Source organism: Pseudomonas sp. S3_E10 (assembly GCF_054667615.1).
Genome location: NZ_CP162743.1, coordinates 3,602,700 through 3,619,289 on the forward strand (window position 1 = coordinate 3,602,700; position 16,590 = coordinate 3,619,289).

At 60.6% G+C, this 16,590-nt stretch carries 12 protein-coding genes; 8 read left to right on the forward strand and 4 right to left on the reverse strand.

The window, feature by feature from the left end; genetic code table 11:
• Positions 1–17: 17 nt before the first annotated feature.
• Positions 18–434 carry a large-conductance mechanosensitive channel protein MscL gene (mscL, locus tag AB4N98_RS16490; RefSeq protein ID WP_017528872.1) on the reverse strand — a complete coding sequence of 139 codons (417 nt, stop codon included), beginning with the start codon at positions 432–434 and terminating at the stop codon, positions 18–20.
• A gap of 287 nt (positions 435–721) precedes the next feature.
• Between mscL and katB the strand changes: the two genes are divergently transcribed.
• Genes katB through AB4N98_RS16510 form a run of 4 tightly spaced genes read left to right on the forward strand, consistent with a single transcriptional unit; the run spans position 722 to position 5,003 of the window.
• On the forward strand, positions 722–2,263 hold the full coding sequence (gene katB, locus AB4N98_RS16495; RefSeq protein WP_065876763.1) for a catalase KatB: 1,542 nt from the start codon (positions 722–724) through the stop codon (positions 2,261–2,263).
• A 55-nt stretch (positions 2,264–2,318) separates the two neighbouring features.
• Entirely contained in the window at positions 2,319–2,858 is a 540-nt protein-coding gene (locus AB4N98_RS16500) for an ankyrin repeat domain-containing protein (protein WP_068935217.1), read from the forward strand.
• A 35-nt stretch (positions 2,859–2,893) separates the two neighbouring features.
• Positions 2,894–4,261 carry a DNA repair protein RadA gene (gene radA, locus AB4N98_RS16505; RefSeq protein WP_017528869.1) on the forward strand — a complete coding sequence of 456 codons (1,368 nt, stop codon included), beginning with the start codon at positions 2,894–2,896 and terminating at the stop codon, positions 4,259–4,261.
• A 16-nt stretch (positions 4,262–4,277) separates the two neighbouring features.
• On the forward strand, positions 4,278–5,003 hold the full coding sequence (locus AB4N98_RS16510; protein ID WP_116079116.1) for a hypothetical protein: 726 nt from the start codon (positions 4,278–4,280) through the stop codon (positions 5,001–5,003).
• A 4-nt stretch (positions 5,004–5,007) separates the two neighbouring features.
• On the opposite strand, the gene AB4N98_RS16515 is transcribed toward AB4N98_RS16510, so the two are convergent.
• Complete coding sequence (locus AB4N98_RS16515) at positions 5,008–5,376, reverse strand: PilZ domain-containing protein (RefSeq protein WP_017528867.1); 369 nt, start codon at positions 5,374–5,376, stop codon at positions 5,008–5,010.
• 173 nt (positions 5,377–5,549) lie between these two features.
• On the opposite strand from AB4N98_RS16515, the gene AB4N98_RS16520 reads away from it, so the two are divergent.
• From AB4N98_RS16520 to yjiA, 3 genes are all read left to right on the forward strand, one after another.
• Positions 5,550–7,616, forward strand: coding sequence for a carbon starvation CstA family protein (locus AB4N98_RS16520; protein WP_017528866.1), 2,067 nt, complete (start codon positions 5,550–5,552; stop codon positions 7,614–7,616).
• 15 nt (positions 7,617–7,631) lie between these two features.
• On the forward strand, positions 7,632–7,829 hold the full coding sequence (locus tag AB4N98_RS16525; RefSeq protein ID WP_003194308.1) for a YbdD/YjiX family protein: 198 nt from the start codon (positions 7,632–7,634) through the stop codon (positions 7,827–7,829).
• Positions 7,830–7,984: 155 nt separating this feature from the next.
• Positions 7,985–8,944 (forward strand): GTPase, encoded by a 960-nt coding sequence (yjiA, locus tag AB4N98_RS16530; protein WP_017528865.1) that lies wholly within the window; start codon positions 7,985–7,987, stop codon positions 8,942–8,944.
• A 78-nt stretch (positions 8,945–9,022) separates the two neighbouring features.
• Here yjiA and glyA read toward each other — a convergent pair whose 3' ends face one another.
• On the reverse strand, positions 9,023–10,276 hold the full coding sequence (gene glyA / locus AB4N98_RS16535) for a serine hydroxymethyltransferase (protein WP_017528864.1): 1,254 nt from the start codon (positions 10,274–10,276) through the stop codon (positions 9,023–9,025).
• A gap of 162 nt (positions 10,277–10,438) precedes the next feature.
• The gene (locus tag AB4N98_RS16540; protein ID WP_065876767.1) at positions 10,439–14,290 is read right to left on the reverse strand and encodes a bifunctional diguanylate cyclase/phosphodiesterase; all 3,852 of its coding nucleotides are present in this window, start codon (positions 14,288–14,290) and stop codon (positions 10,439–10,441) included.
• A gap of 284 nt (positions 14,291–14,574) precedes the next feature.
• On the opposite strand from AB4N98_RS16540, the gene ettA reads away from it, so the two are divergent.
• Positions 14,575–16,239: an energy-dependent translational throttle protein EttA gene (gene ettA / locus AB4N98_RS16545; RefSeq protein WP_017528862.1), complete on the forward strand. Its 1,665-nt coding sequence runs from the start codon at positions 14,575–14,577 to the stop codon at positions 16,237–16,239.
• The last annotated feature ends 351 nt before the right edge of the window (positions 16,240–16,590 follow it).

The following is a 16,590-nucleotide window of genomic DNA, read 5'->3' on the forward strand; positions in this document are numbered from 1 at the left end:
TTGCTAGCTCAGGCGGATTAAAGCGGTTTGTCGTTCTGTGCCTTGAGCAGGTCGCGAATCTCGCCCAGCAGCACCTCTTCCTTGCTCGGCGTCGGCGGCAGGCTTGGCGCCACGGCTTCTTCGCGCTTGAGGCGGTTGATGGCCTTCACGCCCATAAAGATCGCAAACGCGACAATCACGAAGTCGATCACGCTCTGGATAAACTTGCCGTACGCCAGCACCACGGCGGGCGCATCGCCCTGGGCCGCTTTGAGCGTCACCGCCAGGTCACCGAAATCCACGCCGCCGATCAACAGGCCAATCGGGGGCATCACCACGTCGCCTACGAACGAGGAAACAATTTTGCCGAAGGCGGCGCCGATGATGATACCGACGGCCATGTCGACCACATTACCTTTGACCGCGAAGGCCTTGAACTCACTGATCACGCCCATAGGTTATTCCTTGTTACAGATGAGAAGGGTGGAGCCCAGTGTAAGTCAGACGTAGCAGGCTTGCCCGACACAACTGTTAACACTGTTAGTTTTTATCGACACATTAAATCGCAAATAGTTTGCAAAGTGCCATCAATCGCGCGCGGAATACCCGTCATTTCAGTGGGTTACTACACTATTTTCTCAATCGCCCTGGTGGGCTATTTCTATTTATCTTCTGACTCGCGGGTCACTAGCCTCTGGCAAGCACAACTGAATGTGCATTAAAAAAACCAGAGGAAACCTCGATGAACAAGTCAATGAGCCGCGGGCCGTTGCTGGCGCGTCACGTAGTGGCGCTGGCGACCGCCAGCCTGCTTTCCCTGTCGGTGCAGGCCGCCAACCTGACCCGCGATAACGGCGCCGCGGTAGGCGACAACCAGAACTCGCAAACCGCCGGCGCCAACGGCCCGGTGCTGCTGCAAGACGTGCAGTTGATCCAGAAACTGCAGCGCTTTGACCGCGAGCGTATCCCGGAGCGCGTGGTGCACGCACGTGGCACCGGTGCCCACGGTACCTTCACCGTCACCGATAACCTCAGCGACCTGACCAAGGCCAAAGTCTTTGCCGCCGGCGAAGCGACCCCGGTATTCGTGCGCTTCTCGGCCGTGGTGCATGGCAACCACTCGCCGGAAACACTGCGTGATCCACGCGGCTTCGCCACCAAGTTCTACACCGCCGAGGGTAATTGGGACTTAGTGGGTAATAACTTCCCGACGTTCTTTATCCGCGACGCCATCAAGTTCCCGGACATGGTCCACGCCTTTAAACCGGACCCCCGCACTAACCTGGATGACGACTCCCGCCGTTTTGACTTCTTCTCCCATGTTCCCGAGTCCACGCGTACGCTCACCGAGTTGTATTCCGATGCCGGCACGCCTGCCAGTTATCGGGAAATGGACGGCAACGGCGTACATGCCTACAAGTTGATTAACGCCAAGGGCGAAGTGCACTACGTCAAGTTCCATTGGAAGAGCCTGCAGGGCATCAAGAACCTTGACCCAAAACAAGTCACCGAGGTACAGGGCCGTGACTACAGCCATATGACTAACGACTTGGTCACGCACATCAACAAGGGCGACTTCCCCAAGTGGGATCTGTATGTGCAAGTGCTCAAACCTGAAGACTTGGCCAAGTTCGACTTCGACCCGCTGGACGCGACCAAGATCTGGCCGAATGTGCCCGAGCGCAAAGTCGGGCAAATGGTGCTGAACCGCAACCCGGCGAATGTGTTCCAGGAAACCGAGCAAGTAGCCATGGCCCCCGCCAACCTGGTGCCGGGTATCGAGCCGTCGGAAGACCGCCTGCTGCAAGGCCGGGTGTTCTCCTACGCCGACACGCAGATGTACCGCCTGGGTGCCAACGCGTTGCAATTGCCGATCAACGCCCCACGGGCCACCGTCAACAATGGTAACCAGGATGGCGCGATGAACGTCGGCAAAACCACCACGGGTGTGAATTACCAGCCAAGCCGCCTGATGCCGCGCGAAGAGCCGCAAGCCGCGCGATACAGCCAGTCGGCGCTGGTGGGCAGTACCCAGCAGGCGAAGATCCAGCGCGAGCAGAACTTCAAGCAGGCCGGTGACCTGTACCGCTCCTACAACCAGAAGGAGCGCCAGGACTTGATCGACAACTTCGGCGGCTCCCTGGCCACCACCGATGACGAGAGCAAGCACATCATCCTGTCGTTCCTCTACAAGGCAGACCCGGAGTACGGCACGGGCGTGACCAAGGTTGCCAAGGGTGACCTGGCGCGCGTGAAGGCGCTGGCTGAAAAACTGACGGACTGACCCGTTGGTTCCGGTCGACGCCCAAGGGGGCGTCGACCTCTGACAGGAGAACCCTATGCGTATTTCTATCGGTTTATTGATGGCCATGCTGGCCTTTGTCGCCCATGCCGAGCCGCCCGAACCTGCGGCACTCAAGGCACAGCTGCAGGATTATTACTTCGACGCCGCCCGCCGTGGCGACGTCGACATGCTCAATACCTTTATCGAGGCCGGCTACAGCCTCAACGCCCAGGACGACAAGGGTTATACCGCCCTGATCCTCGCCGCGTACCACGGTGAAGGCGCCTATGTGGACCGCCTGCTCGCCGCCGGCGCCGATGCCTGCGTGCAGGACAATCGCGGCAATACGGCGTTGATGGGCGCAATCTTCAAGGGCGAGCTGAAAATCGCCCAGCGCCTGCTGGCCACTGACTGCAACCCCGACCAACGCAACGGTGCCGGGCAGACGGCAGCCATGTACGCCGGCTTGTTCAAGCGCGTGGAGTTGCTCGACGCCTTGAAAGCCAAGGGCGCTGACCTGAATGCCGAAGACCCGGTCGGCAACAGTGCTTCACGATTGGCCGGCGGTGAAATCCGGACCCCGGCGTCGCGCTGAGCTATCATCGCGGTTTTTCGGTTGGAGGTTCTCAAATGGCAAAGGCCAAGCGCATGTACGGCTGCACCGAGTGCGGCGCGACCTTTCCCAAGTGGGCCGGCCAGTGCGGCGAGTGTGGGGCCTGGAACACGCTCACCGAAACCATGATCGAGAGCGGCGGCGCGGCAGCCCCTACCGGCCGTGCCGGCTGGACCGGGCAACAGGCGCAGATCAAGACCCTGGCCGAAGTCAGCGTCGAAGAGATCCCAAGGTTTTCCACCGCCTCCGGCGAGCTGGACCGGGTGTTGGGCGGCGGCCTGGTGGACGGTTCGGTGGTACTGATCGGCGGCGACCCCGGTATCGGCAAATCCACCATCCTGCTGCAAACCCTGTGCAGCATCGCCAGCCGCATGCCGGCGCTGTACGTCACCGGCGAAGAGTCCCAGCAGCAAGTGGCCATGCGCGCGCGCCGCCTGGGCTTGCCCCAGGATCAACTGCGGGTCATGACCGAAACCTGCATCGAAAGCATCATCGCCACGGCCCGCATCGAAAAACCCAAGGTCATGGTGATCGACTCGATCCAGACGATTTTCACCGAGCAACTGCAATCGGCGCCCGGCGGCGTGTCCCAGGTGCGCGAGAGTGCGGCGCTGCTGGTGCGTTATGCCAAGCAGAGCGGCACGGCGATCTTCCTCGTCGGCCATGTGACCAAGGAGGGCGCATTGGCCGGGCCACGGGTGTTGGAGCATATGGTCGATACCGTGCTGTATTTCGAAGGCGAATCCGACGGCCGCTTGCGCTTGCTGCGGGCGGTGAAGAACCGCTTCGGCGCCGTGAACGAGTTGGGCGTATTCGCCATGACCGACCGGGGGCTGAAAGAAGTCTCCAACCCGTCGGCGATTTTTCTGACCCGTGCCCAGGAAGAAGTTCCGGGGAGCGTGGTGATGGCAACGTGGGAAGGTACCCGGCCGATGCTGGTGGAAGTGCAGGCGCTGGTGGATGACAGTCACCTGGCCAACCCTCGCCGGGTAACGCTTGGCCTGGATCAGAACCGACTGGCAATGTTGCTGGCGGTATTGCACCGGCACGGCGGCATTCCTACCCACGACCAGGATGTATTCCTCAACGTGGTGGGCGGGGTCAAAGTGCTGGAAACCGCTTCCGACCTGGCCTTGATGGCAGCGGTGATGTCCAGCCTGCGTAACCGGCCGTTGCCCCACGACTTGCTGGTGTTTGGCGAGGTTGGCCTGTCCGGCGAAGTACGCCCGGTACCCAGCGGCCAGGAACGCCTCAAGGAGGCCGCCAAGCACGGCTTCAAGCGCGCCATCGTGCCCAAGGGCAATGCGCCGAAGGAGGCGCCGGCGGGCTTGCAGATTATTGCGGTAACACGCCTGGAGCAGGCATTGGATGCACTTTTCGAATGAATCAGGAAGGCACGCTATGCAACGTTTGAACTACCGGGCAATCGCTGCCCTGTGTGTCGCCCTGGCCGTATCGCCGGCCATGGCGTGGGCGGCTGAACTGCCCGCAGGTTATCGCCTGGCGCAAAAACTGTCGATGGAAGATGGCAGCGCGTTGCAAGTGCTGGAAGACCAGCGCATCAGCGCGCAGATGCATAAAGACAGCTGGGGCAGCGGGCTGGATGCGGACTCGTTCGACGACACCGCCGATCTGCTGGAGAACCCGCTGCTTGAGGCGCAAGTGCGCCTGGTATCGCCTGCCGGTGATGTGATCGCACACCAGAACCTGGGCTATCCGTTGGCCAAGGTCAAGAAAGCGCCGCTTAAAGGGCAGCCTGAACCTGTGTATTTTCTGACCATCGACCAGACCGCGCCGATGGGCAGTTACAGCGGGCCTGCCACCCAATTGCTGCTGCCGGCCAAACAGCAACTCAAACCGGTGAATTACACCGCCGCCGACGGCAAGGTCGAGCCCTTGACCCTGGCGCGAACCGGCAAGGCCGAGTGGAAGGTCGTGAGCGCCAGCGGCGGCGCGGATGAACTGTTGCAGGTGTCGTCCTTCATGGACGGCGAGGGCGAGGACGATTTTGCCACCCGATACGAGACCTATCGTTTTGTCGATGGGCAATGGCGGGGCGTGTCCAGCCAGAAAAAAGGCTATTGGGACACGGAAAGCGAGTTTCCCGCGCGTAAGGCGTTTCCCTGAGCCATCACACGTGCAGCAACGCGCCGAGTTCCCGCTCTAGCTCTTGCTGATCACCCAGGTTCAACTCGACCAGCCGCCGCAGGTGGCTGATCGAGTCCAGATCGATTTCCTTGCACTCAAAGCCTAATTGGCCGTGGTCGTCGTGGGTCAGTTTTACCCGCATCTTTATATGCGCCTTCGGGTCCAGGCGGATGTCGACTTCGAAGGGGAGTGCGTTATTGCCTTTCCAGGACTCGGGCCGTTTTATCGCCAAGCCTTTCAGCGACAGATCCAGCAATTTAACCGGCCATTCCTGGCCGTTTTGTCGAACTTCGGTCTTGGCGTCAATCGCAATCCGGCGGAAACAGCGGCGGTCGGACGGGTGATCGGTCATGGTGAAACCCTCGATGGATAGAAGCAGTGTAGCCCTGCGCCATCACTTAGCCTTTATTTCGGCTTTTTTTGCCGTTGCAAGGCTCTAGACCAACGTAGGGGGGTGGCCTTTAAAGCCAACAGCGCTAAACTCCGGATGCTGTCCTTTCTGTCCACCCTGGCTGGAATATAAAAATGAAAAATAATAATAGCCTGCTACGCCACCTACCCTGGCTGGTGCTGGCAATCGTAGGAGCGTGCGCCCTTGGCGTAGTGGCATTGCGCCGCGGCGAGGCGATCAACGCCTTGTGGATTGTGGTTGCCGCAGTGGCCATCTACCTGGTTGCTTATCGCTACTACAGCCTGTTCATCGCGAATAACGTGATGCAACTCGACCCACGGCGGGCCACCCCCGCAGTGATCAATAACGACGGTCTGGACTATGTGCCGACCAACAAACACATTCTGTTCGGTCACCACTTTGCGGCGATTGCCGGCGCAGGCCCGTTGGTCGGCCCGGTACTGGCGGCGCAAATGGGCTACCTGCCCGGCACGCTCTGGCTGATCGCCGGCGTGGTGCTGGCCGGTGCGGTGCAGGACTTCATGATCCTGTTCCTGTCCACCCGTCGCAACGGCCGTTCCCTGGGGGACATGGTTCGCGAAGAGATGGGCCGCATTCCGGGCACCATCGCGCTGTTTGGCTGCTTCCTGATCATGATCATCATCCTCGCGGTGCTGGCGCTGATCGTGGTCAAGGCCCTGGCCGAGAGCCCATGGGGCATTTTCACGGTGATGGCGACCATCCCGATCGCGATGTTCATGGGCATTTACATGCGCTACATCCGCCCGGGCCGCATCGGTGAAATTTCGGTCATCGGCGTGGCGTTGCTGCTGGGTTCGATCTGGCTGGGCGGGCAGATTGCCGCTGACCCGGTCTGGGCCAAGGCGTTCAGCTTCACCGGGATCCAGATCACCTGGATGCTGATCGGCTACGGTTTCGTCGCGGCAGTGCTGCCGGTCTGGCTGATTCTGGCACCGCGTGACTACCTCTCCACGTTCCTGAAAATCGGCACCATCATTGCCCTGGCAATCGGCATCCTGGTGACCATGCCCGACCTGAAAATGCCGGCGCTGACCCAGTTCATCGATGGCACTGGCCCGGTGTGGAAGGGCGGCCTGTTCCCATTCCTGTTCATCACCATCGCCTGCGGCGCGGTCTCGGGCTTCCACGCGCTGATCTCCTCGGGCACCACGCCCAAGTTGCTGGCCAGTGAAAGCCATGCCCGCTATATCGGTTATGGCGGCATGTTGATGGAGTCGTTCGTCGCCATCATGGCGATGGTTGCCGCGTCGGTGATCGAGCCTGGCGTGTACTTCGCCATGAACAGCCCTGCGGCGATTGTCGGGACCGACGTGGTGACCGTGGCGCAGACCGTCAGCAACTGGGGCTTTGCAATTACCCCTGAGGCGTTGTCGGCCGTGGCCCATGACATCGGTGAAACCACCATCCTGGCACGTGCCGGCGGTGCGCCGACATTGGCCGTGGGTATCGCGCAGATCCTGCACAGTGTGCTGCCGGGTGAAAACACCATGGCGTTCTGGTACCACTTTGCGATCCTGTTCGAAGCGCTGTTCATCCTGACCGCCGTTGACGCCGGCACCCGTGCCGGTCGCTTCATGTTGCAGGACCTGCTGGGTTCCTTCGTGCCGGCGCTCAAGCGCACCGAATCCTGGACCGCCAACCTGATCGCAACGGCCGGTTGCGTGGCGATGTGGGGCTACCTGCTGTACCAAGGCGTGATCGACCCACTGGGCGGCATCAACACCTTGTGGCCGCTGTTCGGTATCTCCAACCAGATGCTGGCGGGTATCGCGCTGATGCTGGCGACCGTTGTGCTGATCAAAATGAAGCGCCAACGCTACATCTGGGTGACCATGCTGCCGGCGGTCTGGCTGCTGATCTGCACCACCACGGCGGGCTTCATCAAGCTGTTCGACGCTAACCCGGCGATCGGCTTCCTGTCGCTGGCCAAGAAGTACAGCGATGCCCTGGCAGGCGGCCAGATCCTGGCTCCGGCCAAGAGCATCGACCAGATGCAGCACGTGATCTGGAACGCCTACACCAACGCAACGCTGACGGCGCTGTTCCTGTTCGTGGTATTCAGCATCCTGTTCTATGCGCTCAAGGTCGGTGTCGCCGCCTGGGGCAACAAAGAACGCACGGATAAAGAAGCCCCGTTCCAGGCCGTACCGGACGCTTGATCGAGGATTGCAGCCATGTTCAATGACATCAGTCGCCTCGGTAAATACCTCGGTCAGGCCGCGCGCCTGATGGTCGGCATGCCCGACTACGACACTTACGTCGAGCATATGCAAACCAAACACCCGGACAAACCGGTGATGGACTACAAGGCGTTCTTCCGGGAACGCCAGGAAGCCCGTTACGGTGGCAAGGGTGGGCCCAAGTGCTGCTGACCCGATAGTTCGGGCCAGTGGTGATCTATTGTGGGAGGGGGCTTGCTCCCGATAGCGGTGTGTCAGTGACAGATAACTGCCTGACACACTGCTATCGGGAGCAGGCCCTCTCCCACATTTGTTTTGTGTTTCTTCAGTCATAAGGAGAACTGTCTTTGTCCTCTCCCATCCCCGTCACCGTCCTCAGTGGCTTCCTCGGCGCCGGCAAGACCACCTTGCTGCGCCACCTGCTCAAAGCCGAGCACGGCCTTAAAATCGCCGTGATCGAAAACGAATTCAGCGACGCCGGCATCGACACCCAACTGTTGGGCGCAGAACCGGTGCAAGTCATGACCCTGTCCAACGGTTGCGTGTGCTGCACCATCCACACCGACCTGACCAAAGCCCTTTACCTGCTGCTGGAGCGCCTGGACAGCGGTGAAATTGCCTTCGACCGCCTGGTCATCGAATGCACCGGCCTGGCTGACCCCGCTCCCGTGGCCCAGACCTTTTTCATCGATGAAGACCTGCGCGAGCGTTACATCCTCGACGGCATCATCACCCTGGTCGATGCGGCCCACGCCGAGCATCACCTGACCCAAACCATCGCCCAGGCGCAGATCGGTTTCGCCGACCGCCTGCTGGTCAGCAAACGTGATCTGGTAGACGACGCGACCTTCGACGCCCTCAGCGAACGCCTGACGCGTATCAACCGTCGCGCGCCGATCCGTGTGGTAAACCACGGCAACATCGACCTCGCCGAGTTGCTCGATGTGCGCGGCTTCAACCTCAACGCCGGCATGAGCCTGCGCCCGGTGAGCAAGGCGCCGTCCATCGACCGTATCTCCAGCCTGGTGCTGCGCACCAACCAACCGCTGGATATCGACCGCCTCAGTGAATTCATGAACGAGTTGTTGGAAGACCACGGCAAGCAACTGCTGCGCTACAAGGGCGTGCTGAACATTGCCGGGGAGGATCGGCGCATGGTGTTCCAGGGGGTGTTGAAGCTCTATGGCTTCGACTGGGATACCGAATGGGCCGAAGGCGAGACGCGGGAAAGTGTGATTGTGTTTATTGCCGATGAATTGCCGGAAGACAAGATTCGCCAAGGCTTTGCCAAGGTCTACCAGTCCTGATTTGGGGATTGCATTTCAAACGGGCATAAATAAAAAAGCCCGGCTCAAGAGCCGGGCTTTTTATTCAGGCAGCTACTATCAAGCGCCGTACACCGGCAGCTTTTTGCAAATGGCCTTGACCTTCTCACGGACCGCGTCGATCACGGCTTCGTTGTTCAGGTCTGCCAGGATGTCGCAGATCCAGCCGGCCAGTTCCTTGCACTCTGCTTCCTTGAAGCCACGAGTGGTCACGGCCGGGGTGCCGAAGCGCAGGCCCGAGGTGACGAACGGCGAGCGTGGGTCGTTTGGCACGGAGTTCTTGTTCACGGTGATGAAGGCTTTGCCCAGGGCAGCGTCCGCATCTTTACCGGAAATGTCCTGCTTGATCAGCGACAGCAGGAACAGGTGGTTCTCGGTACCGCCGGACACGACATCAAAGCCGCGCTCGATAAACACGCCGGCCATGGCCTTGGCGTTCTTCACCACTTGTTGCTGGTAGGTCTTGAACTCAGGCTGCAAGGCTTCCTTGAAGCAGATCGCTTTAGCGGCGATCACGTGCTCCAGCGGGCCACCCTGGGCGCCAGGGAATACGGCGGAGTTCAGCTTCTTCTCGATCTCGGCGTTGGCGCGCGCCAGGATCAGGCCGCCACGTGGACCGCGCAGGGTCTTGTGCGTGGTGGTGGTGACCACGTCAGCGAAAGGCACCGGGTTCGGGTAGACGCCAGCGGCGACCAGACCGGCCACGTGGGCCATGTCGACGAACAGGTAGGCGCCGACTTTGTCGGCGATTGCGCGAAAGCGCGGGAAATCCAGGATCTGCGAGTAGGCCGAGAAACCGGCCACGATCATTTTTGGCTTGTGCTCGACCGCCAGGCGCTCGACTTCGTCGTAGTCGATCAGGCCGTTGGCATCGATACCGTATTGAACGGCGTTGTACAGCTTGCCGGAGGATGAAACGCTGGCGCCGTGGGTCAGGTGACCGCCGTGGGCCAGGCTCATGCCCAGGATGGTGTCGCCGCCTTGCAGCAGGGCCAGGTACACCGCGCTGTTGGCTTGGGAGCCGGCGTGCGGCTGGACGTTGGCGTAATCGGCGCCGAACAGCTCTTTTGCACGGTCGATGGCCAACTGCTCAACCACGTCGACGTACTCGCAACCGCCGTAGTAGCGCTTGCCTGGGTAGCCTTCGGCGTACTTGTTGGTCAGAACCGAACCTTGAGCCTCCATGACCGCAGGGCTGGTGTAGTTTTCCGAAGCGATCAGCTCGATGTGCTCTTCCTGGCGCACGGCTTCTTGCTCCATGGCGGCGAAGAGATCGGCGTCGTACTTGGCAATGGTCAAATCACGGCTGAACATGGCGGTCCTCAAGGATCGGGGGCAGAAAAGGAGGGCATTCTAACCCAATGGGTTTTAGATGGCATATGAAAGGACATCATGTCGCGGACAAGTGGGGCTCATCTGGGGGTGGGCGGTGTCTGTGCCGGCCTCATCGGGAGCAAGCCCCACCACAGCAGCATGTCAGTCGAACATGAACAGCGCGTCATTGCTGAACTGCGCCTCGAACCGATTCGCCGGCATCGGTCGCCCAAACAGGTAGCCCTGTACTTCATCGCAGCCATGCTCGCGCAGGAAGTCCAGTTGTTCATGGGTTTCCACACCCTCGGCGATCACCGCCAGGTTCAGGCTGTGGGCCATGGCGATAATCGCGCGGGCGATCTGCGCGTCCTGCTCGCCGGACGGCAGGCCGTCGACGAAGGTACGGTCGATCTTCAAGACGTCGATAGGGAACTGCTTGAGGTAGTTGAGCGAGGAATAACCGGTGCCGAAGTCGTCCACCGCGATGCTCAGGCCCAGGTTTTTCAGGCTGTCGAGGATGTGCATGGCTTCGTTGACTTCGCGCATCAGGATGCTTTCGGTCAGCTCCAGTTCCAGGCACGCCGGCGGCAGGCCGGTGTCTTTGAGGATAGTGGCGATGCGCGTGCCCAGTTGCCCGTCGGAGAACTGCCGCGCCGAGATGTTCACCGACACTTTCGGCACGCGGACCTTGTTCTGATGCCAGGTCTTGAGCTGGCGACAGGCTTCGCTGATCACCCAGTCGCCGACATCCACGACCAGGCCCAATTCTTCCAGCACCGGGATAAAGTCCCCCGGCGGCACCAGCCCGCGCCGTGGATGGCGCCAGCGCAGCAAAGCCTCGGCGCCGGTGAGGCGTTTGCCGTCGCCGCTGAACTGCGGTTGGTAATAAAGCACGAATTCGTTCTGGTCCAGGGCGTGGCGCAGGTCGCTTTCCAGCTCCAGGCGTTCCAGGGCGCTGGCGTTCATGTCGGCCTGGTAGAACTGGAAGTTGTTCTTGCCGCGCTCCTTGGCGTGATACATCGCGGTGTCGGCGTTTTTCATCAGTTGGCTCAGCTCGTTGCCGTCCTGGGGGCTGAGGGCGATGCCGATACTGGCGGTCACGAAGAATTCGCGGCCTTCGAGCACGAAGGGTTTTACCAGGCTGGCGAGGATCTGCTCGGCCACGTGAATCGCACGGTTCAGCGCCATCTCGCGGCTCAGGCGCGGTTGCAGCAGCAAGGTAAACTCGTCACCCCCCATGCGCGCCACCGTATCGTCTTCGGCCACGCAGCCGAGCAGGCGGGTGGCCATTTCCTTGAGCATGCGGTCGCCGGCGGCGTGGCCCAGGGAGTCGTTGATCGGCTTGAAACGGTCGAGGTCGAGGAACATCAGCACCACCCACGACTTCTGCCGCTCCGCCGACTGCAACGCGGTGTGCAGGCGGTCCTGGAACAGTGTGCGGTTGGGCAGGTGGGTCAGGGCGTCGTAATACGCCAGGCGGTGGATGCGTTGTTCGCTGGCCTTGCGCTCGCTGATATCACTGAAAAAGCACACGTAGCTGGCCAAATCGCCTTCATCGTCGAACACGGCGGTAATGCCGACCCAGGCAGGGTAGTGCTCGCCATTGCGGCGCTTGAGCCACACTTCGCCTTCCCAGGTGCTGTGCTGGTGCAGTTGTTTGAGCACGTAGCGCAAGTGCGCTTCCTGTTGCTCGTCAACGGTGAGCATGTTCGGCAATTGGTCGAGTACGTCACTCACCTCATAGCCGCTGACCCGGCTGAACGCCTCGTTGGCCTGCACGATATAGCCCGCCGGGTCGGTGATCAGGATCGCCGACGTGGAGTGCTCGAATACCGTGGCCGCCATGCGCAGGTCTTTTTCGGCCCGGCGTTGCTGGCTGATGTCGCGGCCTACCCCCAGGATGCCCTCGAAGGCGCCGTGTTCATCCCACACCAGCACCAGGCGCAACTCGATCGGTACTTTACGACCGTCGGCGCGCAAGCAATCGAACAGGAACAGTTGGGTCTGCACGTCATCGCGCAGCTTGTTCAGCGCCTCGATATCGCCCAGCGCACGGCTGACTTGCTCCACCAGGCTATAAATGCCGGCCAGTTGCTTTGGGTTGGCGATGATCGACTGCCAGCCGTTCTTGAACACCCAGTCCACGTCATACCCCAGCACGGCATTCACCGACGGGCTGATGTAGTTGAGCGCCAACTGGCTGTCGGTGGAGCAGATCACGTCGCTGATGCTTTCGGCCAGCATGCGGTAACGCTGTTCACTGTCGCGCAGGGATTCGCTGGCTTCGATCTGGTCGGTGATGTCCTTGGCCACGCCGATGATGCGCGTGACTTGGGTGGTCGTGTCCCGCGCCAGGGCCTGTTCGCGAATATCGAAGCGTCGCCATTGATTGTTGCGATGGCGAAAGCGCAACTGGCATTGCAGTTGGGCGCTATAGCCGGCCTGGCGCTGTTGCAGGCGCAAATCGTGGTAGTGCTCGGCATCTTCGGGGTGCAGCAGGATTTCCCAGAAGTACTCGCCCATTTGCTGCAGTTCGGCCTTTGTGTAGCCGAGGGTGTGCCCGAGGTGGTGGTTGCTGAAAATCATGCGCTGGCTGATCACATCCTGTACGTACAGGTGGTCGGGCACTGTGCGTACGACGTCCGACCAGAAACCTTCACGCTCGACCAGCGACAGTTCGATCAGCTTGCGGCTGGTGATATCGCTGATGCTGAGGATCACCGCATTGAAGTCGTCTTGCTGCTCCGGCAGGCGCATGACCAGCCACAGGTATTGCTCGTTGCCGGCGATGTCCTTGCACTGGATTTCCAGCTCCAGCTGGTTCTGGTGAGTGCGCACCGCTTCGAGTATCTGATGGCCGATGGACGTGGCATTGTCCGGGCAATCATTGATAAGCCGTTCCCAGGCGTCTTCGCAGGACGACACGTTCAGCAGGCGCACCGCCACCTGGTTGACCTCGGTGATGCGCAATTCCTTGAGCAATTGCTTATGCCCATCGGGATGGTCCTGCAACCACAGACGCAGTTGCTCACGGGTCTGCATGTACGGCTTGTCAAAAAAGCTGTTCAGGCCCGAGAGGTCAAGTACACAGAGGGCGACGCCGGTGCCTTCGAAAATATCCTGGTAGCGCCGGCGGCCTTCGTGCACTTGGCGTTGGCGGCGGCGCATGTTCAGCAGCACGATCACCGGGATCAGCGAAAAAGCCAGGCCTAGCAGGCACTTGCCGATAAACGCCGGCAACAGTTGCTCCAGCACGGCCGTACGGTCGAACATCCCGCGCAGTTGCCAGTCGCTTTTGCTTAACGGGGTGACCAGCACGCTTTTATTCAGGTCGTCCGGGGTCAGGGCCCCGTCCCATTGCATCGGCATGCCGCTGTCACGGCTGACTACGCGGTGGTTCAGGCGGTTCTCGATGGCCCACATCGGCCGCTGGCCCTGACTGTCCTGGCGGGTCAGGTTGGCCAGGTAGGCGGGTGCCAGGCGCAGCGCCCAGTACACCCGCGAGCCGCCGCTGGGCTGGTGCAGGAGCAGATAAATGAGGGTGCCGTCGTCGTTGTTGCTCAGGTAATAGGACTGGCCGTGGCTGCGTTGAACCAAGTTTTCGAGCCAGGCGCCGTCCTGGCTGTCGGTGGCGCTGTCGCTGATGATCGCGCCGCTGGGGGCGAGCAGGGCGATACTGCGCAGCTCCGGCAGCGAGCGCTGCAAGGTGCGCATCAAGGCTTGTTGCTGTTCGTTGTCGCGCGGCGGTTCGAGCATCGGGAGCAGGTTGAGGGCGATTTTTGCGCTCAGGGCCATATTCAGGCTGATCTGCTCCGCCAGGTCGGCGCTGTAGTCGATGGTGTATTGCTGCTGGTTTTTCTGGTTTTGCTGCAGTTGATCCAGCAGTTGCCAGAACAATAACGCGAGCAGCATGAGGACGAGCGTCGCCAACGCGCCTTTGAGGGTGCCGTGCAGGGGCGCTCCCGGCGCTATATGAGCGGCGCGCAGAGGAGTGGGCGGCGTGACTTTGGACAAGCTGTGATCCTGCGGTTTGGCTGGATTGGCGCGCGACGTGCACTATAAGCCGGACGCCCAAAGGGCGGCTAGCATGCCTTGAGTTGTGGCAAAGTGCCAGTCCCGCTCGGCTGGACTGACCAAGCGCATTCAGGTAGCTTTGCCGGTTACGCGGGGCGTTCCAGCCCCAAACATTCAGGCCTTTTCCGCTCGCTGGCATTGATGATAGTCAAAGGCCCGCGCGGCGCATGGTCTGGCACGGGCTTCGCCCGCTCAATTCATCAGTCACTGACGCTAGGTTCACCATGGCTCAATACGTCTTCACCATGCATCGGCTGGGCAAAGTTGTCCCACCGAAGCGGGAAATCCTGAAAAACATTTCATTGTCCTTCTTCCCCGGCGCCAAGATCGGTGTGCTCGGCCTCAACGGTTCGGGTAAGTCCACGCTGCTGAAAATCATGGCCGGCGTCGACACCGAGTTCGAAGGCGAAGCCCGTCCGATGCCCGAACTGAACATCGGCTACCTGCCCCAGGAGCCGCAGCTGGATCCGGCCAAGACCGTGCGTGAAGTGGTCGAAGAGGCCGTCAGCGTGATCAAGGACGCCCAGGCTCGCCTGGATGAGGTCTACGCCGCCTACGCCGAGCCGGATGCCGATTTCGACAAGCTGGCCGCCGAACAAGCCAAGCTCGAAGCCATCCTGCAGGCCGGCGACGGTCATAACCTGGAGCGCCAGCTGGAAGTTGCCGCCGACGCGCTGCGCCTGCCGGCGTGGGACGCCAAGGTCGAACACCTGTCCGGTGGTGAAAAACGTCGCGTGGCCCTGTGCCGCCTGCTGCTGTCGGCTCCCGATATGTTGCTGCTCGACGAACCGACCAACCACTTGGACGCCGATTCCGTCGCGTGGCTGGAACATTTCCTTCACGACTTCCCAGGCACCGTGGTTGCGATCACGCACGACCGCTACTTCCTGGACAACGTTGCCGGCTGGATCCTCGAACTCGACCGCGGCGCCGGTATCCCTTACGAGGGCAACTACTCCGGTTGGCTGGAAGCCAAGTCCGACCGTCTGGCCGCCGAATCCAAGCAGCAATCGGCCCACGAAAAAGCCATGAAGGAAGAACTGGAATGGGTGCGCAAAGGCGCCAAGGCCCGCCAGTCCAAATCCAAGGCCCGTCTGCAGCGCTTTGAAGAAATGCAGTCGCAGGAATTCCAGAAACGCAGCGAAACCAACGAGATCTACATCCCGGCCGGCCCGCGCCTGGGTGACAAGGTCATCGAATTCAAAAACGTGTGCAAAGGCTATGGCGACCGCGTGTTGATCGACAACCTGTCGTTCTCCATGCCAAAAGGCGCGATCGTCGGCGTTATCGGCGGTAACGGTGCGGGTAAGTCCACGCTGTTCCGCATGCTGATGGGCAAGGAAACGCCGGACTCCGGCAGCATCGAGATCGGCGAAACCGTGCAACTGGCCTGTGTGGACCAGAGCCGCGACGACCTCGACGGCAGCAAGACCGTGTTCCAGCAGATCTCCGATGGCTCCGACCAGATCCGCATCGGCAACTATGAAATCCCGTCGCGCACCTATGTCGGCCGTTTCAACTTCAAGGGCGGCGACCAGCAGAAGTTCGTCAAGGACCTGTCCGGCGGTGAGCGCGGCCGCTTGCACCTGGCGCTGACGCTGAAAGAGGGCGGCAACGTGTTGCTGCTCGACGAACCGTCCAACGACCTCGACGTGGAAACCCTGCGTTCCCTGGAAGAAGCCCTGCTGGACTTCCCGGGCGCCGCCATTGTGATCTCTCACGATCGGTGGTTCCTTGACCGCGTCGCGACCCACATCCTGGCGTACGAAGACGACTCCCAAGCGGTGTTCTTCGAAGGCAACTACACCGAGTACGAAGCCGACCGTAAGAAGCGCCTGGGCGAAGCGGCTGCCCAGCCGCACCGCGTACGCCACAAAAAACTGGCCTGATCCGGCTGGTTTGAAACAAGCGGAGCCTTCGGGCTCCGTTTTTTTTGGGTGTTTTCAGGAATACCGCGTTCAATTCATTCGCGAGCAAGCCCCACATTTGATCGCGTTCCAACCTTGAAATGCAGTCGAATGCGGGAGGGGGCTTGCCCCCGATAGCGATCTACCTGTTGGTGCATCCCTCAGATTTTAAATCCTCTTTTAAGTGCATAAACCGCCAAAAAACTGGATACAGTTATATCCAATGCACCATTTAAATTCACAAAAGCGACATTTTGCCCTGTCGCGGTGCGACATGAATTGATAAAGTCCGGCCCAATCTCACTTAAAAACAATCAATTTGCCGAGACTGTT

Bases quoted from the DNA above. Each gene is read 5' to 3' on its own strand.
- mscL (WP_017528872.1), bottom strand. From the start codon at position 434: ATGGGCGTGATCAGTGAGTTCAAGGCCTTCGCGGTCAAAGGTAATGTG.
- katB (WP_065876763.1), top strand. From the start codon at position 722: ATGAACAAGTCAATGAGCCGCGGGCCGTTGCTGGCGCGTCACGTAGTG.
- AB4N98_RS16500 (WP_068935217.1), top strand. From the start codon at position 2,319: ATGCGTATTTCTATCGGTTTATTGATGGCCATGCTGGCCTTTGTCGCC.
- radA (WP_017528869.1), top strand. From the start codon at position 2,894: ATGGCAAAGGCCAAGCGCATGTACGGCTGCACCGAGTGCGGCGCGACC.
- AB4N98_RS16510 (WP_116079116.1), top strand. From the start codon at position 4,278: ATGCAACGTTTGAACTACCGGGCAATCGCTGCCCTGTGTGTCGCCCTG.
- AB4N98_RS16515 (WP_017528867.1), bottom strand. From the start codon at position 5,376: ATGACCGATCACCCGTCCGACCGCCGCTGTTTCCGCCGGATTGCGATT.
- AB4N98_RS16520 (WP_017528866.1), top strand. From the start codon at position 5,550: ATGAAAAATAATAATAGCCTGCTACGCCACCTACCCTGGCTGGTGCTG.
- AB4N98_RS16525 (WP_003194308.1), top strand. From the start codon at position 7,632: ATGTTCAATGACATCAGTCGCCTCGGTAAATACCTCGGTCAGGCCGCG.
- glyA (WP_017528864.1), bottom strand. From the start codon at position 10,276: ATGTTCAGCCGTGATTTGACCATTGCCAAGTACGACGCCGATCTCTTC.
- ettA (WP_017528862.1), top strand. From the start codon at position 14,575: ATGGCTCAATACGTCTTCACCATGCATCGGCTGGGCAAAGTTGTCCCA.